The organism is Microcoleus vaginatus PCC 9802 (assembly GCA_022701275.1).
Lineage (GTDB): Bacteria > Cyanobacteriota > Cyanobacteriia > Cyanobacteriales > Microcoleaceae > Microcoleus > Microcoleus vaginatus_A.
On record CP031740.1, the window covers coordinates 135,001 to 160,240 of the forward strand.

The window sequence follows — 25,240 nt, forward strand, 5'->3', positions numbered from 1 at the left end:
ACAGCCATGCACCACCTGTGTTCGCGCTCCCGAAGGCACTCCTCTGTTTCCAGAAGATTCGCGACATGTCAAGTCCTGGTAAGGTTCTTCGCGTTGCATCGAATTAAACCACATACTCCACCGCTTGTGCGGGCCCCCGTCAATTCCTTTGAGTTTCACACTTGCGTGCGTACTCCCCAGGCGGGATACTTAACGCGTTAGCTACGGCACTGTCCGGGTCGATACAGACAACACCTAGTATCCATCGTTTACGGCTAGGACTACTGGGGTATCTAATCCCATTCGCTCCCCTAGCTTTCGTCCCTGAGTGTCAGTTATGGTCCAGCAGAGCGCCTTCGCCACCGATGTTCTTCCTGATCTCTACGCATTTCACCGCTACACCAGGAATTCCCTCTGCCCCTACCATACTCTAGCTGTTCAGTTTCCACTGCCTTTCCGAAGTTAAGCCCCGGTCTTTGACAGCAGACTTGAACTGCCACCTGCGGACGCTTTACGCCCAATCATTCCGGATAACGCTTGCATCCTCCGTCTTACCGCGGCTGCTGGCACGGAGTTAGCCGATGCTGATTCCTCTGGTACCGTCAGGTTGCTTTCACAACTTTCTTCCCAGAGAAAAGGGGTTTACAACCCAAGAGCCTTCTTCCCCCACGCGGTCTTGCTCCGTCAGGCTTTCGCCCATTGCGGAAAATTCCCCACTGCTGCCTCCCGTAGGAGTCTGGGCCGTGTCTCAGTCCCAGTGTGGCTGATCGTCCTCTCAGACCAGCTACCGATCGTCGCCTTGGTGGGCTTTTACTCCGCCAACTAGCTAATCGGACGCGAGCTCATCTTCAGGCTATAAATATTTTCCCTTTCGGTACATCGGGGCTTAGCAGTCGTTTCCAACTGTTGTCTCCGTCCTGAAGGCAGATTCTCACGCGTTACTCACCCGTCCGCCACTAAGTATTTCTACTCCGTTCGACTTGCATGTGTTAAGCAGACCGCCAGCGTTCATCCTGAGCCAGGATCAAACTCTCCGTGTTGTTGAGTTTTTTTGGCTACAATCAAGTTCTTTCCACTCAGCCCTTAAGCTGGTTTTTTTCCCTTGACTTTTTTCTCGTTGTTTGTGATATTGAGTATTAGCTCTCGCTTCTACTCTCGATCTTAATTTTTTGACGAGGTTAATAGTGCTTTAAGCTTTCAAACTATTCTTTTTTCTAGGTTCAGTTTTTTGTCTTGCTTTTTTGCCTTTAGTCCGCGGTTCAGTGAACCGCTTCTCTTCTGGCGCTTTATTAATGTATCAACTCTCCCCAGAGTTGTCAAGCGTTTTGTGAAAATATTTTTGATTTTTTTTGAACCTATACACACCAAGGCTTTCGCCTGTCCTTCACCGCTCCGGTATCCGAGCGCTGACTCCATATTTTAACTATGAGGTCTTTTTTGGCACCAAAATACGGCTTTTGGGCGGACTATTTCCCGCGCATGGGTAGAAGAACTCTGTGGTTCAACATGATGGGGCTTACTTGGAGTATAGGTAAGGCAAAGTTAGAGTGTAAGGTGTGAGGCTGCATCATGAGGTTAGGATGACAGAAGCAGGCTGGTGCATGAGTCATATATCATATATATGTAAGTGGTGTCTGCATTTCTTGGACTTCACTGAGGGACGTTTGGGTCTCAGATTGAGCCGATCGCCCTTAACAATTCCTCTGATTCAAAATCCAGAAGTTGACACGACACGGTACTCTAACCCTGATCAAACTCCCAGGAATCGATCACCCGCAAATACACTCTCCTGAATTACACGCCCAAACTCCTTCAGTTACGCCAGTTATCAGCCTTTGATAATCGAGCGCGAGTTGCTCTCCTCAACACCTACATCTAAAAAGTGCAAGTGACTCTCTTCCTCAGTATTGACAGCAATCACCAAACCTCTATTCCCCCAGGGGGCTATGGCCCTGGGTGAGGTGGGGCTGCTAAAACTCCCTACTTGAATCCCTTGACTGTTTAACACTTCTATCTGCCCCCCAACATCTGCCAACACCCATCCCCAATTAGCCACACAAGCAGACACGGGCAAAGTTTCAAGAGGAATTCGTGCTACCTTGAGTGGCGACAATTTCATCAACAGCACCGCCGCTTTACCACCTTGAGGAATTCCCAGCAAAGTATAAGGCTCAGGTGTCAACAGCATCTGTCCGATGCTGGCAGACAACCGCACAGAACCCACCGGGGTGCCGCGGCGAGTGTAAACTCTAAAAATAGTTTGGGGATTTTTTGGTTCGTTGTCCGGCCAAACTGCTAAGACGTGTCGCCTATCCAAAAACATTAATTCTGGTAAATAGTGTTCTGGTAACGGCACAGTAGCAATCAGCTTCAGGGCTTTTTTCTGAGCGCCCGCAGTGCTGTTTGCACCTAAAGAATAAAAACGCAGTTCGCCGGGAACCGCTACTGTCAACCAGTTGCCGTGAGAGTCTACAGCTGCTTTTAAAGCATCTGGACCTTGCCTCAAACCCATATCCAGCAAGCACTGAGGCTCCCAAGAGCGCTCATTGAGCCAGTAAAGTTTTTGCGGAGTGAGAACGCAGCAGCCGTGGGAAACAGGTAAAATGCCGCGCACGATTTCCGGCATTAATGAAATAGAAATAGACATTTCTTCTGTAACTAGCTGTTTTCCCGGCTGAGACCAAACCTTCACCTCTGTACCTACAGCAGCATAGAGATATGTTTCAGTGGCAATTAAAGCGGTCAACGGTGCTGGAAGTATCAGTGGCTTGGGCTGCGAAAGCGAATAGCGCACAGTCCGAAGTAAATTAATCGCCGACAGTGATGCTTTTTCCTCTTCAACTTCTAGCAAAGACTCAGTTTCAGACTTCAGACTTTTATCACCACTGGTTGTGGGGTTTTCCCAAGGAATAATGCAGTCGCCCAATTGCCTGACAGCGGGGTCGTACATGATCAGCCGCAGAGCTTGAGCCATTTGGGAAGCACTGGCAAAACGGCGGGCTGGCAGCTTTTCTAAAGATTTTTTGACTATTGCTTGCAAAGGTTCGGGGATGGCGTCGGGAAATTGCAAGCGTTGATTCAGGTGCGCCCACCTCAAGTCTCCGGGGGTTCCCCCGAAAGGGCGGTAGCCCATTAGCAATTCAAACAGCAGAATTCCTACTGCATATATATCTGACATCGGGGAAAAAAGACCGTAAAACCGCTCAGGGGCCATGTAAGCGGGGGAACCTACGGTAGCGTCGGGAGAAATTTCTTGGTGGAGGCGAGTGGTACCAATTTCTGGCAGCCGACGCGCGATGCCAAAGTCAGAAAGCCGGGGCGACCAACCTTTTGCTCCTAAAGTTAGGAGGATATTTTCGGGTTTGATGTCGCAGTGAACAACGCCTCGGCGGTGGGCGTAGTCTAAGCCGGCTAAAACTTCCATAACTAGCTGTAAACCTTCGAGCAGACGCAAGGGGCGGTCTTGTTTGAGCAGGTTGCGGAGGGTTCCTCCCTCGCAGTAGTCCATAACCAAGTACCTGCCTGTAGCTGTGTGTTCTAGAGCTCGGCAGGTAACAATGTTCGGGTGCTGCAAGGTGATCAGAAACCACAGCTCTCGCAAGAATTCGCTAGTTGGGGCTTTTTGATGACTAAGTTCTTTGAGAGCAACCAGTTGGCTGGTGAGGCGGGAGTCCTGGGGGGGAGCTTCTCGAACGCTGGCACAAAAGACTCGACCAAATTGTCCTTGTCCGACTAGCCCTAAAATGCGGTACTTAGAATGTTGCATCGGTCTAATTATAGAAAAAGCTTGAGCTAGTATTAAAATATGTAAATAATTCTGACAAAAATTCAAATTTTTGAATCGCTCGCCAGGTACAGCCTATGTTATCTCAGGTTCATTCTCAGCCTCCTTGAGAGCGATCGCACAGTCGCACCTACTAAAATCATTGAGCTTCGGAATCACTATCAATCTTGCCGGATGCCGAGACCTGCTCGGGAACTACCTGTGGCTGCTATTTTAGTCGATCGCGACTATTACAGTTTTTTCCATGCCATCCAGAAAGTATCTAAGGTTTTAGCTTTTCAAGGCTAAGCTGGGGAATCGGGGCGAGGGAACAGCGATGACCAAAACAGAAGTGCGGTTATGCCATAGGGGTTAGAGAGCCAGAAGCCGATGCTGTCGTCAAGGCATCTTAACCTTTTTGAGTGTTAGCCAAATTTTTTTGCGCTTTGAATAAGTTGATCGTAACTTGCTAAATACTGAACTTGACAGGAGCAAACATCAATATGGTTAAAATTATAAAACTAGATCCAATTGCGGAGGAAATAGCAGTCGAAACCCGATCAAATATCCTGTCTGCCTTACTTTCCAAAGACTTAGACGTTCTCAAGGAATGCGGGGGGCGGGGAATGTGCGCTACCTGCCATGTTTACATTAAAGAAGGCATGGAAGGCTTGTCGGACATGAACCGCCGCGAGAGAAGGACGTTGGAAGTCATTACTACGGCTAAAGCCAATTCGCGACTTGCTTGTCAAGCTCAAATTATGGGCGAGGGTGTGGTTGTACAGTTGCCTGCGGGGATGTACATTAATGCTATTGAAAATGTCGAAGCTCTGATCGGTCGCCGGGCCCAGCAAGATTTATTACACCCAATTACGGGTCAAGTAGTTGTAGAATCAGGTAAGTTAATTACTCGTTCTATCGTTACACAGCTTAATGAAACCCGCTTTCAAGTAGGACAGTATTTAGTTCGGACTAAAGAAGCTTAAAACTGATATGTTTGTATTTTAGTAGTAGAGAAAAATCTATGTTGAGCCAACTTGCGCGTTTGAGCATGGAAGCAGACGGACGCTACGCCAGTGCAGAAGAACTCCAATTTTTGAAAGACTACTTTCAGTCTTTGAATCACCGGATGAGTGCTTATAAAAAAATTCAAGCCTCTGAAACAGAAATTATGCGGCAAGTGGAAGCACAAATGCTGTCTCTAGACCCTAGTTTATTTCGGCGGGGGGCTAACGATGTCACTGAAAAGTGCCGTGGAGATATTGTGCAGGTGTTGAGGCATTCGGCGGCAGCACTGTTGATTAATGATACGGAACGATTGCGCGATCGGCTACTACTTTGGTTGCAAACTATTTTAGGCGCTGTTCAAGTTAGAAATAGTGCAACCGTGACCTACGATGTGATGAAAAAGGTTCTCAAACAATATCTCACCGTGGAAGAAAGGAACCTATTTTTTCCAATTCTGGACATCAACCGCACTTTACTAGGCAAATAATCAAGGGGGTTGACAACTTAACGCCGATAAACTGTGCCATTAGGAAGAGTGGCTCCAATCAACTTCGCTCCCGTCAAATCCGCCTCAGTGAGAATGGCCCCCCGGAGGTTGGCTCCTGTCAAGTCAGCTTTCTGCAAGCTGGCTTTACTCAGGTTAGCTTTGCTCAAGTTAATTTCATGCAGACAAGAATTAGAAAGGTCGGCATTGATCAGGTACGCTAGACTCAAGTTGGCTTTGCTGAGGTTTGCCCCGCTCAAGTTAGCTTCCATCAGATAAGCACCGCTCAAGTTGGCTTCGTTCAACAACGCCTCTGCCATATTAATTCCAGTTAAAAGTTTGCGGCTCAAGTCTACACCGCTGAGGTCGGCCCCGCTGAAGTTAATACCGCTTAAGTGGCTGCCATTCAAAGTAATATTTCTCAGGTAGGTTTTGCTGAGGTCTGCTTTGCACAAATTGGCTCTATCCAAGCAAGCTTCGCTAAGGTCTGATCCGATCAAGCACGCGCCGTTTAAATAGGCTTGAGTGAGGTTAGTTCGCCTGAGATTAGCTTTCAACAGGTTGGCTTTGCTGAGGTTAGCACGGGTTAAGTTGGCTCCGGCTAGGTTGGCTTTAGATAATTCGGCTCCGGTGAGCTGTGCTTCGGTCAAGTCTGCCTCTTTGAGACTCGCTAGACTTAAGTAAGCATCTTGGAAGTTTGCCCCGTTGAGATTGGCTTTAATCAGATAGGCTTTACTGAGATTGGCCTCGGTGAGAACGGCTTTGGTGAGGTTAGCGGCGCTCATATCTGCACCTATGAGATTAGCATTGGGAAGAATTGCTCCGGTCAGGTTTGCCCAATTCAGATGAGCTCCGGCGAGGTTGGCGCCGGTGAGATTGGCACCGATGAGATTGGCGCCGCTCAGACTAGCTGCCATGAGGTTAGCACCGGTGAGATTGGCTCCGCTGAGGTCAGCTTTGCTGAGATTGGCTCGGCTCAGATGGGCTTTGGTGAGGTCGGCCCCGCTGAGGTTAGCACCAATTAAGTAGGGTCGTTGCTGGTGTTGGTTGAGGTTTGCCAAAATTAGAGTTGGGGCATCGTTGGAACGGAATAAATCGATCGGACTCAACACAATGCCGCGCAGATTTGCCAGTCTAAAATCTCTTTCGCCGGCTGCATATCGAGTTAGAAGTTCATTGGCGTCCATTAAGTTCTAGCAAAATGTTTGAGGTTTTGATTGCTTTTAAATTTTATGAGTTTCTAGAGTAAGTTATGAATTTTCTAGCTGCTCGTTATAATCAGGTTTTATTTAAATTGCTAAAACCGGATTTTTTGAGTCAGGCTCTTTTTTATTATTTAACTCACAGTTTTGATGATACAGTGGATAATATGGCTGCCCAACAATCATTTGACAGCTATTAGCAACACAGTAATAGCTGTCAAATCAGTCAGTTTTTTTGGAAAAGTTGACTGAGAATAGCTTCATGGTCTTTTCCTTCTTCGACCATAGAATCGCCAGGTTGTAGGCGATCGCGCAGCCCTAAAATAAAGCGGTTGCAGTCCGCACCCAATGATTCGCACGATGTTTGCAGGCAGTGAAGTTCTCGACCCGTAAGCTGACTAAAGAACGCACTTAAAATACCTGCTTCTAAAAAACAGGCTGGTCGCTTAGACTTGGGAGCTGTTTTAGCAAAAAGAGAGTTAGCAATTTTTACTATTAAAAATCCATGTTCGGAATAGCTGGGATCAAGCTCAAATGTTCCCCATCCATGAGTTTTCCAACACTGCTGCAAGGACTGAAGAAATTCTACCATTTCCATTTCAGAAACTGGCTGACCGTAGTATTCGCTGACTTCTTCGCAAAAACGCACGTAGAAGTTTTTACCCCACCAGCGACCGCAGTTGAAAAGCACGAGGCGGGAGGCTTGACCTGTTTCTTGTTCTAAGCCGATATAAATGGCTTGAATCAGTGTTTCTGGGAGTGCTAAGAGCCGATCACCCCGGCGGTTTTCGAGGAGGCCGAGTTCGAGGTCGCCTCGGACGTAGGCATCGCTGGCAAAGTAGTTTCCAGGGAGTCGGGGCTGTTTGAGTAAGTCGGCAATATTAATCATCGGAAATTAGGAATTGGGAATCGGGAATTGGAAATTGGGAAGAAAGCTGATTATTTATTACCTTGGTCAATAATAATTGACTGTGCTTGGTCGAAAAATGGTTGCAATATAGCCCGGGCTTGCTCGGAAAGCAATTCTTTTAAACGAGTTTGGAGCAGATTGCAAACAGTTGCTTCGATATTTTGAGTTTGGTGAGCTTCGACTATGCCGGAAAGCCAGTCTACCAGCCGCTCTTCGAGAAAATTTTGATCGTTCAGGAGCATAGCCATAGCGCAGTACCGCAAGACTAAAACCCAGTGTTTGAGCGATCGTTCTAAGGTTTCTTGTTTTTCGTCGGGGAATGTTTCTTGTAGTTTGGTGGCTACTGGTTGGAAGATGCTTGCTTCCTTCTCTCGCAAAAATTCGTAAATTTTTAAGCGCTGGACAAGGGTTACAGCTTGACGCTTAAAAGCTATGAGTTCTTCGCCTTTTAAAAAGCGGTTTTCTGCCTGATCCAGCAGCGCCTCAATCTCAGGGTGCATGATTTTAATTAAGTGGTAATCGATAATTGATAAAAGGAAGGAAGTTCGGCAACGAGCAATGTACGGGATTTAACGGATTTAACTAATGGATTTTGAAGGATGAGGAAAGAGGGGTGAGGGAAGATGGATGAGGGATTGCCCTATTTTTTATTTTTTATTCCCTACACAAATTAAAAGAGGTCGAATAGGTCATCAATGGTGACTTCTGCTTGTTCAGAAATAGAAATTACTGGCAAGGGTGGCGGTAGGGGGAGGGCACCTACTTCCGGAATTCCTTCCCAAGAAATAGCTTGAAAAAAGTCTGCTACTGGCTGGGTTAAACTCAGAAGTTGACCGGGGGTAGAGCCAGTTGGGGTTTCTAAAGATTTTCCCAGCCAATTATAGTGACCAAAGAATTCTTGGACAGATTGGCCCAACCATGAAGTTTGACTTTTCATCTTTCTTCCTGCCTGGAGAAATCCACCATCGCACTTTCGATCGCGAAATTGGTGGGAGGAAAGGCAGGGCAGGGGATGTGCCTTTCCAGGTTGTTTACCGCAATATTTCACCGTGTTGCAGTCGATTTTGAATATCGCGGGCGTTGGCACCTTCGTTGAGCCAGAATGCTGCTGCATCAATTTTATCTGGGTTGCCAAGCAGGAACTTGCAATAGGTTTCTCCCATTGAGTAACATTGGAGTTCTATGCAGCTCAGAGGCTTTTTGACTAGAGAGCCGAAAAAACCGGCGAACAAACCAGCGTATAGGTGACAAACCGGTTTGCCTACGTCGCCCAAAGTGCGAGCAACTGCTGAGTCAAAGAGGTTGATGAAGATGCAGCCGTGTTTGCGATCGCTCATGTCCACTTCCCAGCGACCCCAACCTTGAGCTGTGAAAGGCCACCACCAAGTTTCTAGCAGAAACATGAGATTTGACTGGCGAATGTTCTGGCTGTATTCGGCACTAAACCATTTTTGAAAAAATTCGGAATCTTGGAGTCCCCACTGGCAACCAATAGTATACATGATGACAGAGGACGCGGGGCCGACTTCTTCTTCAAGCCCCTCCACCAAACCGATAATGAAGTCTTCACTGGTAAAAATGTTGCGCGACTGATTCCAGTCGTCAATTGTACCCATCTGGCGGTCGAAGGCAAAAAAATCCTGAAACCTATAGTGGCTGTGAGTTTTAGGATGCTTTTGCTTCAGTAGCGATTCGCTGTGGGTGGAGATTTCTTTTTTAGCGGTAGAGACCATTGGCGGGTTATTCCTGTTTGGTGTAGTTTGGTGAAAATTAGAGTCAAATAGACTGACCTGTGTATCCAATTTAACTTTATTTTTCTAAAGGCAGGCACAGGGTATAATTTTTCACTGCAATATAAAAATTAAAAATTCTAGGATGCTAAATTTGGGGGCTAGTTGGGAGTTCTGCCTTTGGACAACTGCTCTCTGAGTGCTGACGAAAGTGGGTATAACCTTAAACGGCTATGTGTTATCGTTTTGTGCAAGCTGTCCACTATATATATAGGGCATATGGGGATGAAAAATCACGCTTGTATTGCAATAGGCATCAATCAATATCAGTTACTCCAGCCTTTGAATTATGCCCAAGAGGATGCAGAGGCCCTGTACGGTTTTTTGACTGAGGAGGCGGGTTTTGCGCCGGATGGATGTCTGCTGATGACCGATAGCTCGCCGTCGCTGTGGGGTCAATCTACGTATCCAAATCGGGAAAATATTCTGAGATTGACACAAAGCCTCTGCGCGGAACATGTGCAACAGGGAGATTTACTCTGGTGTTTTTTTAGCGGCTACGGTGTCAGCTATGAAGGTAAAGATTATTTGATGCCGGTTGACGGAAATCCGGCTGACATTCAGGGTACGGGGATTCCGGTAGAGTTGCTGTTGAATACTCTGAAAAACGCTCCTACGGAAACGGTATTGGTGCTGGTTGATATGAACCGCAGCCAGATTGTGAAAGCGGGGGAAACGATCGGCTCTCAAACGGTCGAGCTGGCGCGGGAACTGGAAATCCCCACGGTGCTTTCTTGTCGCCCGAATCAAGTTTCGCGGGAAACTTCGGCTTTGCGTCAGGGGTTTTTTACGACGGCGCTTTTGGAGGGGCTACGCTCGGGACAGTGCATGACCATTAAGGGTTTAGACCGTTTTTTGAGCGATCGACTGCCGGAGCTGTGTGACCACCATTTGCGTCCGAAACAAGAACCTTTGATGGTGGTGAATCCTCCGGGAAAGGCTAATTTGGTGATTTTGCCGGATGCTTCAGGGGTACCAACTGCTGCGTTGGCCGGACGCAACGGCAATATGACGGTTGGTACGGCTGATGGGTTCGATCGCCCGCAAATGGCGACAGCTACGGCTCGAATAGATCTGCCTCCGGCAGTTCGCAACGCTCAGGATTTGCCGGTTGAGAAGCCGCCTGTGTCGCAGCCAAATGCTGTGGCCCCTGCCGATCGGGGGGGCGATCGACCGAACTTGCAAAAGCCGCAGGATGAGCATAACGGGGGATCGGATAAGTCATTTTTGCAGCAGCTAATTTTGTGGAGTTCAGCTACGGCTTTGGTGCTGCTGTTGGGTGTTTTTGTGACGAACAAATCAATTTTTATTGGTCAGCAGGAAGGAGATCCTCGATCGCCTGCTGAAAATGCCCAAAACTCTGGATCTCAAAAATTTACTGGTACTGGGGGGTCGCAGAACCAACCGCGGGCGGTGCAAGCAGGGACTGGAACCAAGCAGCCACCATCGAGCCAGCAGGTGTGGGCTGAGGCGAAAACTTTCCTCAAGGATGGTTCGGCTTCTAGTTTTAATAAAGCAGTGGTTAAGGCTCGAACGATTCCGGCTAACGATCCGCTCTACCCGCAGGCTCAGCAGGATATTGAGCGCTGGAGTTTGACAATTTTGGATATAGCTAATGGGCGGGCTGCTCGGGGCGATTTCCAGGGGGCGATCGGGGCAGCTAAATTGATGCCTGATGTCAATCAGCCTGTTTACAATCAGTCGAAACAGGCGATCGCTCAGTGGGAGGAGCTATCCAAAGACCAGGATGTAAATATTGCTTTGCTATCGGCTGCTAAGGGTCAAATTAAGCGGGGGGTTGCCTCTTCTTACAGTAAAGGCATCCAGCAAGCTAATAAAATTGAACCCGGTCAGCCGAAGTATGAAGAAGCTCAACAGTTAATTGGAGAGTGGAGCGAAAGTATTCTCAAAATTTCTCAGTTGCGCGGCTCTCAAGGAAAGCTGAAAGAGGCAGTTGAAGCTGCTTCGCTGGTGCCGTCGGGTACTAAGAGTTATCAGCCTGCTCAGAAGGAGATCGCCAATTGGAAAACTAAGCTGCAACGCCAGAAAAAAGGTTGATTTAGTTGATAATTTCTCGGTTTCCCACCGGGAAATTATCTTAGCGACTGGCCGCAATAGGTAGATAGGGCGCTCGATACCTCTTGACACTGCAAAAAGAGATCTACACATCGATAATTTAAAACCAATAATTTTATTAAGCATTGCCCCTCGCGCAGAAGCTGCGGAGGGGATTTTATATGCTGCCTGGTCGGTTCCTCTTTGTAGAGTGAAAGATATCTTATGGGTTGGTTAATTGGGGTTGCGTAATAGCGGGATGATTTTAATTTTTTTTATGGGATGGGCTCTCGTATCCCGAAGGCGTGTATTTTCACAGCAGGTGGGACGCCTAACCCCTACTCCCCACAATAATCCTCAAATGGTGTAACGTCGGTTAATTAATATTTTTAATTCACGTGCAGAGTTCCCTAAATCCACGCCTCCAACGTCAAAAACCATTGTTTTTAACAATAAGGATGGCTGTAAAGATATTTTTTTGAAACACTAAGTTGATAAATAAACCGTAAATTAGTTAATTTTAAGTTTCAATTAAAAGAGCTAATTAGTGAATTTATCAAGTTGAATTATTAGCTTAATCTAGAGTTAATTCTAACTTTAGTAAATAGCTCATGTGGTAAGAGTGAATTGCTATTAAACGCCAATGGCAAAGGCAAAATCGCCTTAAAAAAATAGGGTATGCAGAGTTAATTTGTTTTACCCCTATTGGTGGGCTATTAGGAGCGATCAACGGATGGAAGACTGTTTAAACGGGTGCTGTTTTTAAATTCTTAGCAGTGAGGGATATGTTATGAATTATACAAAATGAGCACTTATTGGCAATTATAGCGGACGAGCGATCGCTCCTAAGGAATTCAGGAAACAGATTCACCGCCACACAGCACAAAATATCTGGATTGGCAAGCTGCGAGTCTTCCTTTCCCCGGACATCGCTAAGGTGCCTTAATTAACACAAATAAGGGCTTTGCAAGAAAATCCAAAAAATATATCCTTGAGAAACAAGAATAAAAACTTACTCGCTTATTGTAGCCCCGGTAACAACACGTATGCCTGAAGTTGTAGTCCACAGCCAAGCCGACGGGACGATCTAAATCAATAGGGTGATGTGGCAGTGTCCGGGTGTTAAGAGGGGCGCTCGAAGAGGAATGTTCCCCGAGGGATCACTTCCCAATCGGGGAGGGTAAAACCTATGAAGGCAAGGAGTTGGAGACAATGCTGAACTTTTTGAGTTCCGGAGAGTAGCGTTAGCACTAAACTCTGCCGTATTGTGGAAATTGAGCCAAATTTGTAACAGTTCTTAACTATAAATAATTCTGCCAAAACTGCTAGCATAGTGACACTTTTGCTAGCAAAAACAGATAAAGTAAATAAAGTTGGCTAGCTCTAGACGCCCCGATCCCCATCCTGGGGATGTTGAATCAATTTGATTCATACCAAGTGGTTTTAGAGTTACAATCGGAACCAAAGCATCGCTATTTAACTGAGTTCTTTACTTACTTTTACTTTCAGCTATGAACGTGGATTTTATCAAAGCCCAAGTCAGGTTGCTACAGGGTGCAAGTTCATCGGAGCGAGAAACCCTTATTAAAAACATCGGCGTCTGTGCTGGCGTGATCCGACCGGGAGAGTATGTGACTCCGCAACGGAAGCACGCCATCACTCTGTGGCTGCAAACAAATGCGGTTCGCCTCCGGCTTCCCCAACTTCCTCTGGACTTATCCGGCCAAAAGCCTTAACAGGGAAGTAATCAAGAGGTAGGGACAGAATCAAAGAAATTAGTCAATCTTACCTAAAAGTGCTTTTTTATTGAGCTGTACAGGATCAATGAAACACGATTAAGATTGAAAAAATGTTTGTAGGGAAAGTTGGGCTCGAAAACGCGCCTGGGGACAAGAAGCGCCCGACCGCCTTGGTCGAACAGGAAGTGAGCGTCAAACCTGCTCTCAAAGTAGATTTGACTAAGTTTCACAGAACGGATTATTGTGCACAACTATAACCTGGGTTATTTGCTTTTAGATTTGAGATTCACGATTTAGCTCGTATTGGATAAATAGGCTATTTGTGGATCGCCTGAAAAATTATCCTATTCAATAGGTATAACTAATTACAGGGGCAGTCATTGAACTGCCCTTACTTTTGAACCTCGGGGGGGAAATGCTGCCAGTTACAATAAACGCATCTACTTGCAGATAGAGTTTAGGTAAACTCTCATGTAAGCTGCAGCGCCTCTATATTATCTGTTATGTTCGAGATGGGGAGAGGGGGAGAGGGTTGGACGAGCTTTAAAAGGGAACTAATATCATCAAACAGAACGAGTTATTACAATTCACTTGCTTTCTAATATATTTTTCCACAAAAATACTGTGAGCAAAAAACAAAAATTTCCTTATTTAGTTGGTTCCCGATGGACTTCACACCAAAAAACTTGGGGGTGGCGACACTTTCAAGTGGTCAACCGAAAAAACGAAGGTAAATGGGTATTTGCAGAAATGGTGGCGGCTTGCGATCCAAGTGTCCGTTTTTGGCTCAACGCCGCACAACTCAAAGACAGATCGCTCTGGCAAGCTGGATGGCAGTCTACGCAAGAATTAGAGGAATTAGAAACAGCAGACTAAAAGACAGCGCTGTGGGGTAGAGTGAGGTAGACAGGGGTAATGACTAATAGCAACAGGGTAAAATAATGAAAAAAAAAGTTGTCTTATTGGTGTGTTTGCTAATTAGTGCTGCATTAGGCGGTGGATTTTCCGAAGTGTCGATCGCAATCAAGGCGATCAATCGCAGCAATATTCTGTCTGCCGATATTCCAACTCCTGCAGCGGACTTGTCCAGCCTAGCCCTTACCTTACAAGACTTGCCCGCAGGTTTTACAGAGATGCCACCTGCCACTATCAAAAACATAGTCAGCCGTACCCCAAACTTTAAACCAGCAAGCGTTTTTGGTTATTACAAGAACGATGACCAGCAGTTTCAAGTAGTCACAGGATTTACAGCGCAACTGCCCAACCGGATCGATCGAGCTAAATTTGATGCTGAAATCGGTGAAGGGAGTTTTGCACAACAGTTCTCCCAAGGTTTAAACACTCGTAACAAGGAATTTCAGTTTGCTAATCTTACCGCTTTAACCTTAGAAGACAAGATTGGCGAGGTATCGGCTGGGTGGAAAACTCAAGGAAAAATACAAGGTGTAACCATGAATGTCGAACTCGCGCTGTTTCGGCGGGGAAAAATAGGAAGTTTTATGGCGATTATGTATCTCGACGGCACTAAACCGACTATCACGATTAGCGATGCAGCACGCAAATTAGACAGCAGGATGATGGAATTGAAACCCGACTTAACTCAACCGCAATAATTGGGTCCTGCAAGCTGTAAAAAAAATCAGTTTTCTACCTGCAGATGGCCCTGAGATTAGTTACACTAAAAAAACTCGTGTATAAATAGCAAATAAACTGGGTTTTTCTGGTATCAGTACCGATGAATATCAGCAGAGATGTTAGTAGATAGAACCTGGTTTCTGCGTCCAGGAATGATATCATCTGTGTTGAATTGACCGTTATAAAATTTTGTCGCCTCGTTGGGGCGGGTTTATAAATATGGTGGATGTGAATTACAGATTATTGGTGAAACTCGCCACAACAAGTATTGTGGTTAATTTACCCGACATGATATGACTGAGAAGAAAGAACCTTGTTTCCAGTAAATTATACCGAAATACCTATATCTGTGTCTCTTTCTCTGCAAAAAGCCTGCAATATTTACAAGAAAATCCTCGTTCTCAATGACCATTCGGTCAGGATTGAAGCCGGAGAAATGTTCGGTTTCCTAGACCCCAACGGTGCCGGAAAATAGACCACAATTCGGATGCTGACTACCCTGACTAAGCCCAGCAGCGGTCAAATCCAGGTAGCTGGATATGACGTGATGCGGCAAAGCTTGCAAGTGAAACAGTGCATAAGCGTCTTGATCCAACAAATCAGTGTTGATAATCAGCTTTCAGTATGGGAAAATATGGAGTTTCACGGCTCGATGCACCACATTCCCAACCAGAAACGGCAACAGTTCATTAAACAGTGGTTGGAATATGTAGGATTAGCAGAAAGGCGAGATGATTTAGTAAAAAAATTGTGGGGAATGAACAAAAGGTTGCAAATTACCAGAGGACTTTGGCACGAGGCGCCAATCTTATTTTTGGAGGAAACGACGGTACGGTTAGACCCGCAAAGGCTGTGATTCTGGGAAATTATTTGAGATTTGAACAAGCAGGGAATGAAAATGCTGTTGACAACGCATTATATGGATGAAGTGGAGTATTTGTGCGATCGCATCGGCATTATGGACGGCGGCAAGCTAATTAAACTAGGAACGTTGGATCAACTGCAGCAGGAACATGACCAAGAGTTAGTGATGAAACAAATATGCGTTCGCTGGAAATATAAGTTTTTTCCTACTCTGGAAGAAGCCGATTTATATCTGGATGGCAAAGATGATAAAAAGGGAATGATGGTTCTTCCTTCTAATTGAGAGGATATTTTTGTAGAATAGCGGAGGGGCAGACAGTTAGATTGATAAATAGCTAATCGCTAAGTTTGATACTCAAACGTGGTAAATTGGCGATTAACAATGCTATTTTTTTAGCAAAAACATCGGAATCCTGGGAAGCAAAAAAAGTTGAACGCTCTACTTCTAGCCGTTAGGGCCGCCATGACGCACCCTATATATAAATTTTATGCGTCCCGGACTGAGATAAAAAAAAATAAAATTGAAATAGTTGGGTTTTGTTCCTCCACCTAACCTACACTATTAATCATTTGTGTAAGGGCAATGTTTATTACCAATTCTCATTATTCACGACACGGAAGTTAGTGAGATACGGATAGCTGTTGTTTTCCTGATTCCTTCTTCTTTCTTGCTTTCTCCTTCTTCTTTCAACGTCCCAATTCCTAATTACTAATTCCCAAATGACTCGCTTAGCCACAACAATAGAAGCCATACTTTACCTAAAAGGTCAGCCAGTGTCGATCGCCGAAATTGCCGAGATTGCCAAATGCGATCGAGCCGAAGCCGAAGACGCCATCATCGAACTCATGTCTGACTCGTCCCACCGCGACAGTGCATTAGAAGTCGTCGAAACCCCCACGGGATACAGTCTGCAACTCAGAGAAGAGTTTGCCAGTTTAATGCAAACTTTAATACCTCCAGAATTAGGTGTTGGAGCTTTGCGGACGCTGGCTGCGATCGCGCTCAAAGGCGGCATCGCTCAGCCAGATTTAGTTAACTTGCGAGGTTCAGGAGCTTACCAACAAGTGCAGGAACTTGTTGAAATGGGTTTCGTCCGCAAACGGCGGCCTGCTGAGGGGCGGTCATATTGGTTACAAGTTACCGAGAAATTTCATCGGTACTTTCAAGTAGACCAACTGCCAAAACAATTGCAAATTGACTTTCAGGCAAATTTGTACCCAAGCAATGACGAGTAGTTTGAAGTAGAATGTAACCAGCCAGAAATTAAGAATCGCCAAATGGTTTTTCACCCTGACTTTGACACATCCAATGCCCAACAAACGGCAGTCAATCCACTGCTGAAGTACCTCCAACACCAATCCCCGGAGGTTCTAGCCCGAGTCGCCAAGTCCGTCAGCCCCGACATCAGAGAAATAATCTCTCATAACGTTCAAGGACTTGTCGGCGTTTTGCCTTCAGAAAATTTTAACGTCGAAATTACCACAGACCGCGAAAACTTAGCAGGTTTGCTAGCTTCAGCGATGATGACAGGCTATTTTTTGAGGCAAATGGAGCAGAGGATGCACCTAGAAGAAAATTTAGCAAGCACCAGCTCGATTCAACCCAACTCGCCCAAAGACAAGTAAAAAGATCAACGGGTTGGGGAAGCCAGAAAGATGAAAGTTGTTAAGAAAAACCCATAATCCTGAATCAGGGAGGCACAGGGAATTAAGAAACCGGGCTGTTAACCGGGTATCCCTCGCCCTACACTGAGGATTTTGGTGAAAAAACCCGGTTGCTGCATCCAGGACTATAAAGCATCAGATTTATCTTTCATCCTCCACCGTTTGCAACTAATAGCAGTTTCCAAAAAGAATGCAACTGTAGGTAAGCTCCAAATCCTTATCCCGTAAGTCATTTCCAATTCTTTAATTGAAAACCTCAAATGGTATTACCCACCGGCGGAGCTACCCGATAGGGGAAAAGCACCCGGACGTACTTTTATATTCTGAACTTGACCCAAACGGTTAATTTCCAGTTCGAGTTCTTTGCCCACAACAGTGTTTTCCACCCGTTCTTGCACGTCCCCGGGAGTGTTGACTGCAATTCCGTCAACTTTTTGAATGACATCTCCGGCGCGCAAATCGGCTTTTTGAGCGGGGGAATTTTCTACGACTCGCGTCACGGCTACGCCTAGATCGAGCGTAATTTTATTATTATCGAGCTGTTTGTTGAGTTCTGCCTTGGTGGCGGCCGTCAAGCTGACCATTTGAATGCCGAGATAGGGATGTTCGGCTTTACCTTTGGCAAATAACTGATCGGAAACTCGTTTGGCCGTTTCGATCGGAATTGCAAATCCCAAGCCCTGAGCGTCCGCGCGGATAGCGGTATTGATGCCAATTACTTCGCCTTGGTCATTGAGTAGCGGCCCGCCAGAATTGCCGGGGTTGATGGCGGCGTCGGTTTGGATGAAGCGGACTCGCTTGTCGGGGATGCCGACTTGGGAACTCGATCGACCCGTAGCGCTGATAATGCCCACAGTCACGGTATTGTCGAGACCTAAAGGATTGCCGATCGCGATCGCCCACTGTCCCGGTACAATATTGTCCGATCGACCCAAAGCCACCTGCGGCAGTTCCTTAGCATTAATCTTAACCACAGCGACATCCGTCAGCGGATCGACTCCCTGCACCTTACCCTCAAACTCGCGGCCGTCTTTGAGCGTCACCTTGACAGTATCCGTTCCGGAGACAACGTGAGCATTAGTAACGATGCGGCCGTCAGAAGTGAGAATAAACCCGGAACCCGTACCTCTCTTGACTCGTTCTTCCGGCTGCGGCAAATTTTCCCCAAAAAACCGACGAAACAAAGGATTTTTGAAAGCTTCCGGCACTTGATTCGCCACCTTGCTTGAGGCGTCAATCCGCACTACAGCCGGGCCAACTTTTTCGGCTGCTTCAGCAATAAAATTGGGATTGCTGCGATCTACCGCCCGATTTTCCTGAACTGGAGGAGACGCATAGGGGGGGAGTTGCTGGCGCACTACTGGCAAAACTAATCCGGTTTCCAGATTGTTGGAGCCTTGCAGATAGCGATTGCCCAACCATCCCAGGCCTCCCCCGATCGACAGCAAAGTCACATAAAGGGTCGTTTGCTTAAAAGATAAACTCATTTAATAACTCCCGTTAAATACTTCATCCCCGCAGACACGTTCCGAATCAAGCATTTTTGTCTTGACGACGGGAAGGAAGCGGGGCGGGGCGTACCGCTTCCTCAAGAACATAGCTGTTAACAGGCAGGCGCTGATGGGCATCACAAGCAATTTTTGCCTGATTTCCCCAGAGCGACCAAAACTAATAATTCTCATCCTAACTTGGCTTAGCCTGGGATTTACAGTATGGGGGACGGCTAGAGCTTTCAAATATGCAGTTTCACTCGACTTGAAAACTGTCAAGTATCCACAGTGAATAATTTTTTCTTTACAGATAATGGCTTTTAAACGCTTATTTCCGCTGATTTGTGCACTAATTTGGTCGATCGCACCTGTTGGGCAAACGGCGGCAAATACGGAGATTCCACCTGCAAATCTTCCCTCAGGTACACCTCTAGAAAACCCCGACCCCGCCCGCGATTGCCCGAGTCCGGCTATGTCTCGATTGCGCCGCCACACTGTGGCCCAGGGCGAAACAATAGAAAGCATCGCGCGGCAATACAATGTGATTCCTGCAGCGCTGATCGGGATAAATCCGACGTTGCGGGGCGGTCGAGTATCTGCTGGAAGTGCGATCGTCATTCCTCCCTACAGTGGAATCGAGGTAAAAGTGCCTGCGGGCTGGAATTGGCAAAAACTGGCAGAAGCTTACAAAGTGCGCGCAGATTTGCTATTTGAGGCGAATGGGTGCAGGGCTTTGGGACAAACCGTGTTTGTGCCTGCGGTGAATAGATCGATCGGGCCTTCTGTAAATCCCGATACAACGCCATCGGTGCAAAGATTTCCGCTGCCCGCCCCAGCAGTGGAAGCTTTGCGTTACGGGCGGCAATTGCATCCGGCGCGGCGCGAATTTTTTTTCCACAGCGGCGTAGATTTTTTGGCGTCGGAGGGTACGCAGGTTTTGGCGGCTGGGGAGGGGACTGTCGCCTTTGCCGGGCCGCAGGGGGATTACGGGAATTTAGTTGTGGTGAACCATCAAGCAGGGAAGCAAACGCGCTACGCTCATTTGAAAGATATTGCCGTAAAAGTCGGCCAAAAAGTGCTGTCTGGAGAAGTTTTGGGAACTGTCGGGACGACGGGAAAACGGGACATTCCGCCATCTCATTTGCATTTTGAAGTTCGGTACAATTCGGGTTTGGGTTGGGTTGCTGAAGACCCGCTGCTTTATTTGCAAGCGACTATTAAAAAATAGGATTGTTAGTGTGAGCGAAATATGAGCGATTTACTGTAGACAAGCAAGCTTTAGAAATTACGATGCACCATAGCACAATGAGGACAAGTCCACCATATTGGGAGCAGACGGCAACTGTCCGCTGGTTAGTAGGGCAAAAGCTACTCAAAAGAGCTTCTAGCCCGTATTTTCCAGAATTTTACGAAACTGATGAGGAGCTCATTAGCGACTATAATCGCTGCGATTGTTTTCGGGATAGATTTAAGCTTCTCTGGTTTCGCATAAAGGGAACCGATACGTACCACAGCGTTACACAGCATCCCTACACACCTAGCGAAGATTTAGCAATTGGTACTTATGTATCACCTTGTGGTAACTACTCTGCCAAAGTAACCAAGCTCTAGAATATTCTGAGCTGCCGTAAGGAAATCTATGAATTAGAATGCAAGCCCGTGACGAGATTTGAACTCGTGACTTCCTCCTTACCAAGGAGGTACTCTACCACTGAGTTACACGGGCATAAAAAATTAAGAACCTCCAATTAAAAAATTAATTTTTAATTCTTAAATTTTAACTTTTTATTAAATTGAGGTGGGCCGAGCTAGATTTGAACTAGCGTAGGCGTAGCCAGCGGATTTACAGTCCGCCCCCATTAACCGCTCGGGCATCGACCCATTTCCATCACAGTTATACATCCTAGCACCATAATCTTTATTTGCAACATTATATTTAAAACTCTAATCATTAAGTTGAGAAGGCATAAGTCAGTTAGGGGCAGACCGGAAAAGTAAATACTGTTTAAAGTGCCCATTGCTAAGTCTAGGCTTGGTGTCGGCCCGGAGCACGCGCCCCGCCTAGACTTAGCCCACATCCCTAATTCACTAATTCCCCGGTTTCTTGCAGGGAGTGCAGGCGACGGTAAATGCCTTGTTGACTCAAGAGTTCGTCGTGACTGCCAACTTCGACGATTCTACCGCCGTCGAGCACGACGATCGTATCGGCTTCGCGAATTGTACTCAGTCTGTGGGCAATAATTATGGTGGTGCGCGTACCGAGGATATTCTGCATGGCTAGCTGGATCGCTCGCTCCGACTCATAGTCCAAACTAGAAGTAGCCTCATCAAAAATTAACACATCCGGCTCCACCAACAGCGCTCTCGCAATGCCCAACCGCTGTCGCTGACCGCCGGACAACCGCATTCCTCTCTCCCCGACCACGGTATAGTAACCTTGGGGCAATAGCCGCACAAAATCGTCTACTTTGGCAATGCGACAAGCATCCTCAACTTGCTCGAAAGTTGCATTTCTGTTTCCGTAAGTCAAATTTTCCAGCAAAGTACCGTTAAAAACGTCTACTTCTTGGTGAACAATGGCTAAACGCTGACGGTAGCGAGTCACGTCTAAGCTGCGAATGTCTTCGCCGTCGATCAGAATGCTGCCGGAGTTGGGTTCAAAGTAGCGAAACAGAAGTTTAACTAAAGTCGATTTTCCGGAACCCGATCGCCCGACTAATGCTACAGTCTGACGGGGATGAATCAATAAATTCACATCCTGCAAAACGGGTTTTTGACTGTCGTACCCGAAGGTCAAACCGCTGAATTCAACTTTGCCGGTAAATTTATAAGGCGACGCCGATCGAGCATTTTCTGCTAAATTAACCGCATCAACACCGTCTGGCGTTTGCATAAACTCGTGGAACCGGATCATTGAAGAATAACGCCGCGCCAATAATTCGGCGATAATGCTAATCGGACGCAGTTGGGAATATGCCATGCTTGCCAACGTGTAGACGGTAACAAAATATCCGAGGGAAATTTTGCCTGCAACCGTGGCGGCTAGGCTAAAACCGAGAACTGAAAACAAACACAACTGGACGATCGTCTGCTGGTATGCCCCCAAGGTGACGTATCCTTTGTGAATGCGGTCGATCACGACTTTTAATTCGCGATCGAGTCTGGTGGTTTGCCTTTTGAGTTCATCGCTTTCTGTGGCAAAAGCTTTGACTGTTTTGATGTTGGTGATAATTTCCGAGTTGCGGCTTTCGGTATCTTCGATGTATTCGTCCAGAATTTCTTCGCGCGCAGTCACTCCTTGCAGGCCTTTTAAGGTGAAACTGAGGATAAATAGGAATGAAACCAAAATTAATAAGCCAATCCGCCACTCAATTAAGCAGATAACGGCAAAAATGCCGATTAAGCGGACGACTTCGGGGATGAATTCGCCGGCAATTTCTGGGTAAGTCCAAGTATGGTTGGCGATGCCTTTGGCGATGCGACTGGCAATCCGTCCGGCGTTGTTTTCGTCGTAAAATTCTAGGGGCAAGGTGAGGATTTTGCCGATCGCGCTTCTCATTTGATCGCGCCTTGCCCTCAATGGTATCGCCCAGTGGAACCAATTTGCTACCCAAGGCTGTACCGGTGCTTTGGCGACTGTTACCAGAAAAATCATGCCCAGCAAGACGGATAGCGATAATATTTTGTTGGGTGAGTGCTGGGTAACAGAGGCGATCGCTGTTATGAGTGTTTTCGTTACTGTATCTGTAGGTTGATCCGACAATACGTTTAATATTTGACCGATCGCGTAGGGAACAAGCAAATCGGCTAGCGCCAAAACGCTCGATGCGCCTATGCTGTAAACTGATATTTTCCAGTAGCGACTGTAGTATTGGAAAATGTCCTGAAAGCTTGCCATAAATTTTTGTTGAGATACAACCCTTGCAAACACTTGCATCTAAAACTGCGCTCTCGGCGCGATTTGTTTACAAGTGTACTACAAAAGTAGTTGATCGGGGAGTCATCTCGGCTCATGCTAGCGACTCGCCCGATCAGGTGATTTATGGCAATCATTCAATCGTCAGCAATCGATCCGCATTCCTGGGCAATAAATTCAAGACGAAGGGCAAAAAAATGCAAAAGACAGAATTTTTCTTAAATTCTGCCTTCTGAGCAAGGTCTTATAAGTTTTACGTTTGAGTAGTCTGTTAGCTGAGGGTGTAGGCTGATTGCAGCGCCCACCAGATCAAGAAGCCGATTCCGCCGGCAATGACAATCGCCGAAATGGCGATCGCTATAGGACTGTCAGCGCCCTTGAACTTCATGATTCCGCGATTTAAATCTGACATGACAGTGTTCTCCGACAATTCCAGCTTGATTGTAGCTTTGCCGTCGGCGGATGGCGGTCAATTTTCACGGCAATTACTGATTTGGTTAAGAATCTGGGTGCTGAAATTTCAGGTGGGGATAGGCTTTGGGGGTTTTTACTGGGTTTGTGAAAAAAACTTAGTAAAAAGACTTGACAAATTTCGAGAATTGAGACAATATTGTTAATACCGCAGGAAATGCGGGTGTAGCTCAGTGGTAGAGCGTCACCTTGCCAAGGTGAATGTCGCGCGTTCGAATCGCGTCACCCGCTTTAGAAAATAAAAAAAATCAAGGAAACCGGAAAGTATATCAAGAAAGTTTTCGGTCTACTCCTAAGGATGGTTGAAAATACCTAAGTTAGTGGTAAGATTGAATCGAGAACTTGCAAGTCAAAATTGCCGATCGGGCGATACCTCGGAATAGGCAGTTGAAAGCCTCGCTAGGGCGGAATTGACAAGTTTGATTAAGTGGATATGTTAACGATTATTTTTGCAAAAACGCTTTTTTTATCCGATCGCTAGTGCCATCTCAAAAAGCTCCAAAGATTGACTTAAACGATGAGTACCCCTGTCCTTGCCGACGGCGGGGTCGTCTAGTGCCTATAACGTTGACAGAAGCCTTTGGCTGCAACCGCTGTCAACAAATATTTGTATTGGACGAAAGTGGATACGTGATCGAGCAACTATCAACGAACTATCCTTACAAACAGGCTTGGCGGTGGACAGGGAACCAGTGGAACCGAGCCCATCCGGGCTTGAAGGCCCATTATTTGCCACTGGCTTTGGGTATGATATTGGTGCCGCTAGTGATTTGGTTGCCCTTGGCGCTACACTCGCCGGGCCCGAATATTATTCTGTGGGCAATGGTCGCCGTGCTGCTAGCAATGCTGCCGGCGCTGATGGTATGGCTCGCTTACAGACGTTAGCTAGATGATAATAGAGGATTTTACCCATTCATCAGATGCCGCAAATGTCGCGCGTCGCGCTTATCAAGCTTCTTTGGAGTTGGCTGCGACAAAGAGTGCCGATCGTGCGGCAGGTTTGCAGGCGATGGCGGGCTGGCTGAAACGCCGGCAAAATGACATTTTAGAAGCAAATACTCTGGATCTAGAAGCAAGTCGGGACATGGCGATTCCCGAGTTGATCGTGGAGTGGCTGAAGCTGACGCCGGAACGGATCAAGACAACTGTGCAAATTCTGGAACGGTTGGGGGAAATGCCAGATCCGATCGGTAGGGTGATCAATGCTTCTTATCAGGTCGATCGGTGTCAGGTTTACTGTCAGTCGCTGCCGCTGGGGGCGATCGCTCTAATTTACGAGGCGTTTCCCGAGTTGGGGGCGATCGCCGCGGGTTTGTCTCTCAAAAGCGCTAACAGTTTGATTCTTAAAGGTGGCAGCGAAAGCTGGCAAACTAATACAGTAATTGGAGAAGCTTTGGTTTCGGCGATCGATGAGGTAGGTTTGCCCTCAGGATGTTTGCAGGTACTGCCGCCGGATCGGGGCGCTTCGATCCGAGAATTGGTCACTCAAGACCAATATCTCAATTTAATTATTCCCTACGGCAGACCAAGTTTGGTGCAGCAAGTAGTAAGGTTATGCACAGCACCAGTTTTGAGGTCGGCCATGGGAAATTGTTACCTTTATTGGTCACCGACTGGCAGTTTGGAGATGGCAAGGTGGATGATTTTGGACAGTCATCAAAGCGTGCCCGATCCTGTTAATGCGATCGAGAAAGTGCTGATCGATCGCAACCAAAAGCCTTCTTCCTTAGTCAGGCTGTGGAACAGTTTAAAAGAAAAAGGCTTTCAAATTAGCGCTGATGCGGATCTCGTCGCAGATTTCCCAGACTTGAAGCTGGCGGAACCATACGAGTGGACTCAACCTTATTTAAACAAAACCATCGCGTTTAAAGTTGTCGATAGTTTAGAGATTGCGATCGGCTGGATCAACCGCTACAGCAGTGGCCACGCTGACTGCATCGCCACTGAATCTTACTTAGAAAGTCGCCAATTTGCTCTGGATGTTAACAGCGCCTCAACTTTTATTAATGCCTCACCTCGGTTTTGGCGCTATCAAAATCGTGGAGATGCGATATTTTTGGGAATGTCCAACCAAAAAGGTTATCGTCGAGGATTGATCGGGTTAGATACGCTGACGACAATCAAAGAAATTGTTCAAGGAAACGGACTTTTTTAATTTTATAGATTATTTATGATTGGTTATTGAGATTAAAGCCAAGTGAAAAGTGGGAGAGTATTATCGATAGGTAAGCCTTTAAGACCTGTTCCAAAATTATTTTTATAGGATACA

23 protein-coding genes, 3 tRNA genes, 1 rRNA gene and 1 pseudogene (1 of these 28 cut by a window edge) are annotated in these 25,240 nt (G+C 46.6%); 15 read left to right on the plus strand and 13 right to left on the minus strand.

Annotation, left to right across the window (positions count from 1 at the left end):
• From D0A34_00620 to D0A34_00630, 3 genes are all read right to left on the minus strand, one after another.
• A 16S ribosomal RNA gene (locus D0A34_00620) occupies positions 1-1,019 on the minus strand (it extends 489 nt beyond the left edge of the window).
• A 157-nt stretch (positions 1,020-1,176) separates the two neighbouring features.
• Positions 1,177-1,395, minus strand: a complete 219-nt coding sequence (locus tag D0A34_00625) for a hypothetical protein (GenBank protein UNU17552.1) — start codon at positions 1,393-1,395, stop codon at positions 1,177-1,179.
• A 412-nt stretch (positions 1,396-1,807) separates the two neighbouring features.
• The gene (locus D0A34_00630) at positions 1,808-3,745 is read right to left on the minus strand and encodes a serine/threonine protein kinase (protein ID UNU17553.1); all 1,938 of its coding nucleotides are present in this window, start codon (positions 3,743-3,745) and stop codon (positions 1,808-1,810) included.
• Positions 3,746-4,245: 500 nt separating this feature from the next.
• Here D0A34_00630 and D0A34_00635 point away from each other — a divergent pair, with 500 nt between their 5' ends.
• Positions 4,246-4,728 carry a (2Fe-2S)-binding protein gene (locus tag D0A34_00635; GenBank protein ID UNU17554.1) on the plus strand — a complete coding sequence of 161 codons (483 nt, stop codon included), beginning with the start codon at positions 4,246-4,248 and terminating at the stop codon, positions 4,726-4,728.
• Positions 4,729-4,766: 38 nt separating this feature from the next.
• On the plus strand, positions 4,767-5,237 hold the full coding sequence (locus tag D0A34_00640) for a phycobilisome protein (protein UNU17555.1): 471 nt from the start codon (positions 4,767-4,769) through the stop codon (positions 5,235-5,237).
• A gap of 17 nt (positions 5,238-5,254) precedes the next feature.
• On the opposite strand, the gene D0A34_00645 is transcribed toward D0A34_00640, so the two are convergent.
• The 5 genes from D0A34_00645 to D0A34_00665 form a co-directional block, all read right to left on the minus strand.
• On the minus strand, positions 5,255-6,421 hold the full coding sequence (locus D0A34_00645) for a low-complexity protein (GenBank protein ID UNU17556.1): 1,167 nt from the start codon (positions 6,419-6,421) through the stop codon (positions 5,255-5,257).
• A gap of 241 nt (positions 6,422-6,662) precedes the next feature.
• Positions 6,663-7,325, minus strand: coding sequence for a 4-vinyl reductase (locus tag D0A34_00650; protein UNU17557.1), 663 nt, complete (start codon positions 7,323-7,325; stop codon positions 6,663-6,665).
• A 50-nt stretch (positions 7,326-7,375) separates the two neighbouring features.
• The gene (locus D0A34_00655; GenBank protein UNU17558.1) at positions 7,376-7,846 is read right to left on the minus strand and encodes a phycobilisome protein; all 471 of its coding nucleotides are present in this window, start codon (positions 7,844-7,846) and stop codon (positions 7,376-7,378) included.
• Between the two features lie 170 nt (positions 7,847-8,016).
• Positions 8,017-8,283 carry a hypothetical protein gene (locus tag D0A34_00660; GenBank protein UNU17559.1) on the minus strand — a complete coding sequence of 89 codons (267 nt, stop codon included), beginning with the start codon at positions 8,281-8,283 and terminating at the stop codon, positions 8,017-8,019.
• Between the two features lie 94 nt (positions 8,284-8,377).
• The gene (locus tag D0A34_00665) at positions 8,378-9,079 is read right to left on the minus strand and encodes a 4-vinyl reductase (protein ID UNU17560.1); all 702 of its coding nucleotides are present in this window, start codon (positions 9,077-9,079) and stop codon (positions 8,378-8,380) included.
• A 282-nt stretch (positions 9,080-9,361) separates the two neighbouring features.
• On the opposite strand from D0A34_00665, the gene D0A34_00670 reads away from it, so the two are divergent.
• The 7 genes and pseudogenes from D0A34_00670 (at position 9,362) to D0A34_00700 (ending at position 17,055) form a co-directional block, all read left to right on the plus strand.
• Positions 9,362-11,194, plus strand: coding sequence for a peptidase C14 (locus D0A34_00670; GenBank protein ID UNU17561.1), 1,833 nt, complete (start codon positions 9,362-9,364; stop codon positions 11,192-11,194).
• 1,508 nt (positions 11,195-12,702) lie between these two features.
• Positions 12,703-12,927: a hypothetical protein gene (locus D0A34_00675; protein ID UNU17562.1), complete on the plus strand. Its 225-nt coding sequence runs from the start codon at positions 12,703-12,705 to the stop codon at positions 12,925-12,927.
• A gap of 627 nt (positions 12,928-13,554) precedes the next feature.
• Complete coding sequence (locus D0A34_00680) at positions 13,555-13,806, plus strand: TIGR02450 family Trp-rich protein (GenBank protein UNU17563.1); 252 nt, start codon at positions 13,555-13,557, stop codon at positions 13,804-13,806.
• A gap of 65 nt (positions 13,807-13,871) precedes the next feature.
• Complete coding sequence (locus D0A34_00685; GenBank protein ID UNU17564.1) at positions 13,872-14,543, plus strand: hypothetical protein; 672 nt, start codon at positions 13,872-13,874, stop codon at positions 14,541-14,543.
• 365 nt (positions 14,544-14,908) lie between these two features.
• A pseudogene (locus D0A34_00690) lies at positions 14,909-15,712 on the plus strand (ATP-binding cassette domain-containing protein).
• Between the two features lie 437 nt (positions 15,713-16,149).
• Positions 16,150-16,665 carry an SMC-Scp complex subunit ScpB gene (gene scpB, locus D0A34_00695; GenBank protein ID UNU17565.1) on the plus strand — a complete coding sequence of 172 codons (516 nt, stop codon included), beginning with the start codon at positions 16,150-16,152 and terminating at the stop codon, positions 16,663-16,665.
• A 42-nt stretch (positions 16,666-16,707) separates the two neighbouring features.
• Positions 16,708-17,055, plus strand: coding sequence for a DUF760 domain-containing protein (locus D0A34_00700; protein UNU17566.1), 348 nt, complete (start codon positions 16,708-16,710; stop codon positions 17,053-17,055).
• 305 nt (positions 17,056-17,360) lie between these two features.
• Here D0A34_00700 and D0A34_00705 read toward each other — a convergent pair whose 3' ends face one another.
• Together D0A34_00705 and D0A34_00710 are read right to left on the minus strand one after the other, a co-directional pair.
• Positions 17,361-18,581, minus strand: a complete 1,221-nt coding sequence (locus D0A34_00705; GenBank protein ID UNU17567.1) for a PDZ domain-containing protein — start codon at positions 18,579-18,581, stop codon at positions 17,361-17,363.
• The gene (locus D0A34_00710) at positions 18,582-18,863 is read right to left on the minus strand and encodes a hypothetical protein (protein UNU17568.1); all 282 of its coding nucleotides are present in this window, start codon (positions 18,861-18,863) and stop codon (positions 18,582-18,584) included. It lies immediately after the preceding gene.
• Between the two features lie 34 nt (positions 18,864-18,897).
• On the opposite strand from D0A34_00710, the gene D0A34_00715 reads away from it, so the two are divergent.
• Positions 18,898-19,812: a M23 family peptidase gene (locus D0A34_00715; GenBank protein UNU17569.1), complete on the plus strand. Its 915-nt coding sequence runs from the start codon at positions 18,898-18,900 to the stop codon at positions 19,810-19,812.
• Between the two features lie 426 nt (positions 19,813-20,238).
• On the opposite strand, the gene D0A34_00720 is transcribed toward D0A34_00715, so the two are convergent.
• The 3 genes from D0A34_00720 to D0A34_00730 form a co-directional block, all read right to left on the minus strand.
• Positions 20,239-20,310: transfer RNA gene (locus D0A34_00720), tRNA-Thr, on the minus strand.
• A 70-nt stretch (positions 20,311-20,380) separates the two neighbouring features.
• Positions 20,381-20,465 (minus strand) — tRNA-Tyr (locus D0A34_00725).
• Between the two features lie 199 nt (positions 20,466-20,664).
• Positions 20,665-22,482, minus strand: coding sequence for an ABC transporter ATP-binding protein (locus D0A34_00730; GenBank protein ID UNU17570.1), 1,818 nt, complete (start codon positions 22,480-22,482; stop codon positions 20,665-20,667).
• A 23-nt stretch (positions 22,483-22,505) separates the two neighbouring features.
• Between D0A34_00730 and D0A34_00735 the strand changes: the two genes are divergently transcribed.
• The 5 genes from D0A34_00735 to D0A34_00755 all read left to right on the plus strand — a co-directional run bounded on the left by D0A34_00735 (position 22,506) and on the right by D0A34_00755 (position 25,126).
• Positions 22,506-22,736 (plus strand): hypothetical protein, encoded by a 231-nt coding sequence (locus D0A34_00735; protein UNU17571.1) that lies wholly within the window; start codon positions 22,506-22,508, stop codon positions 22,734-22,736.
• 174 nt (positions 22,737-22,910) lie between these two features.
• On the plus strand, positions 22,911-23,117 hold the full coding sequence (locus D0A34_00740; protein ID UNU17572.1) for a hypothetical protein: 207 nt from the start codon (positions 22,911-22,913) through the stop codon (positions 23,115-23,117).
• A gap of 13 nt (positions 23,118-23,130) precedes the next feature.
• A tRNA-Gly gene (locus D0A34_00745) sits at positions 23,131-23,202 on the plus strand.
• 249 nt (positions 23,203-23,451) lie between these two features.
• Positions 23,452-23,856 (plus strand): hypothetical protein, encoded by a 405-nt coding sequence (locus D0A34_00750; protein ID UNU17573.1) that lies wholly within the window; start codon positions 23,452-23,454, stop codon positions 23,854-23,856.
• A gap of 4 nt (positions 23,857-23,860) precedes the next feature.
• The gene (locus tag D0A34_00755) at positions 23,861-25,126 is read left to right on the plus strand and encodes a glutamate-5-semialdehyde dehydrogenase (protein UNU17574.1); all 1,266 of its coding nucleotides are present in this window, start codon (positions 23,861-23,863) and stop codon (positions 25,124-25,126) included.
• The last annotated feature ends 114 nt before the right edge of the window (positions 25,127-25,240 follow it).

Excerpts from the sequence above, each read along its gene's own strand:
- D0A34_00625 (UNU17552.1), bottom strand. The coding sequence starts at position 1,395 with ATGGAGTCAGCGCTCGGATACCGGAGCGGTGAAGGACAGGCGAAAGCC.
- D0A34_00630 (UNU17553.1), bottom strand. The coding sequence starts at position 3,745 with ATGCAACATTCTAAGTACCGCATTTTAGGGCTAGTCGGACAAGGACAA.
- D0A34_00635 (UNU17554.1), top strand. The coding sequence starts at position 4,246 with ATGGTTAAAATTATAAAACTAGATCCAATTGCGGAGGAAATAGCAGTC.
- D0A34_00640 (UNU17555.1), top strand. The coding sequence starts at position 4,767 with ATGTTGAGCCAACTTGCGCGTTTGAGCATGGAAGCAGACGGACGCTAC.
- D0A34_00645 (UNU17556.1), bottom strand. The coding sequence starts at position 6,421 with ATGGACGCCAATGAACTTCTAACTCGATATGCAGCCGGCGAAAGAGAT.
- D0A34_00650 (UNU17557.1), bottom strand. The coding sequence starts at position 7,325 with ATGATTAATATTGCCGACTTACTCAAACAGCCCCGACTCCCTGGAAAC.
- D0A34_00655 (UNU17558.1), bottom strand. The coding sequence starts at position 7,846 with ATGCACCCTGAGATTGAGGCGCTGCTGGATCAGGCAGAAAACCGCTTT.
- D0A34_00660 (UNU17559.1), bottom strand. The coding sequence starts at position 8,283 with ATGAAAAGTCAAACTTCATGGTTGGGCCAATCTGTCCAAGAATTCTTT.
- D0A34_00665 (UNU17560.1), bottom strand. The coding sequence starts at position 9,079 with ATGGTCTCTACCGCTAAAAAAGAAATCTCCACCCACAGCGAATCGCTA.
- D0A34_00670 (UNU17561.1), top strand. The coding sequence starts at position 9,362 with ATGAAAAATCACGCTTGTATTGCAATAGGCATCAATCAATATCAGTTA.
- D0A34_00675 (UNU17562.1), top strand. The coding sequence starts at position 12,703 with ATGAACGTGGATTTTATCAAAGCCCAAGTCAGGTTGCTACAGGGTGCA.
- D0A34_00685 (UNU17564.1), top strand. The coding sequence starts at position 13,872 with ATGAAAAAAAAAGTTGTCTTATTGGTGTGTTTGCTAATTAGTGCTGCA.
- scpB (UNU17565.1), top strand. The coding sequence starts at position 16,150 with ATGACTCGCTTAGCCACAACAATAGAAGCCATACTTTACCTAAAAGGT.
- D0A34_00700 (UNU17566.1), top strand. The coding sequence starts at position 16,708 with ATGGTTTTTCACCCTGACTTTGACACATCCAATGCCCAACAAACGGCA.
- D0A34_00705 (UNU17567.1), bottom strand. The coding sequence starts at position 18,581 with ATGAGTTTATCTTTTAAGCAAACGACCCTTTATGTGACTTTGCTGTCG.
- D0A34_00715 (UNU17569.1), top strand. The coding sequence starts at position 18,898 with ATGGCTTTTAAACGCTTATTTCCGCTGATTTGTGCACTAATTTGGTCG.
- D0A34_00730 (UNU17570.1), bottom strand. The coding sequence starts at position 22,482 with ATGGCAAGCTTTCAGGACATTTTCCAATACTACAGTCGCTACTGGAAA.
- D0A34_00740 (UNU17572.1), top strand. The coding sequence starts at position 22,911 with ATGACAGTGTTCTCCGACAATTCCAGCTTGATTGTAGCTTTGCCGTCG.
- D0A34_00755 (UNU17574.1), top strand. The coding sequence starts at position 23,861 with ATGATAATAGAGGATTTTACCCATTCATCAGATGCCGCAAATGTCGCG.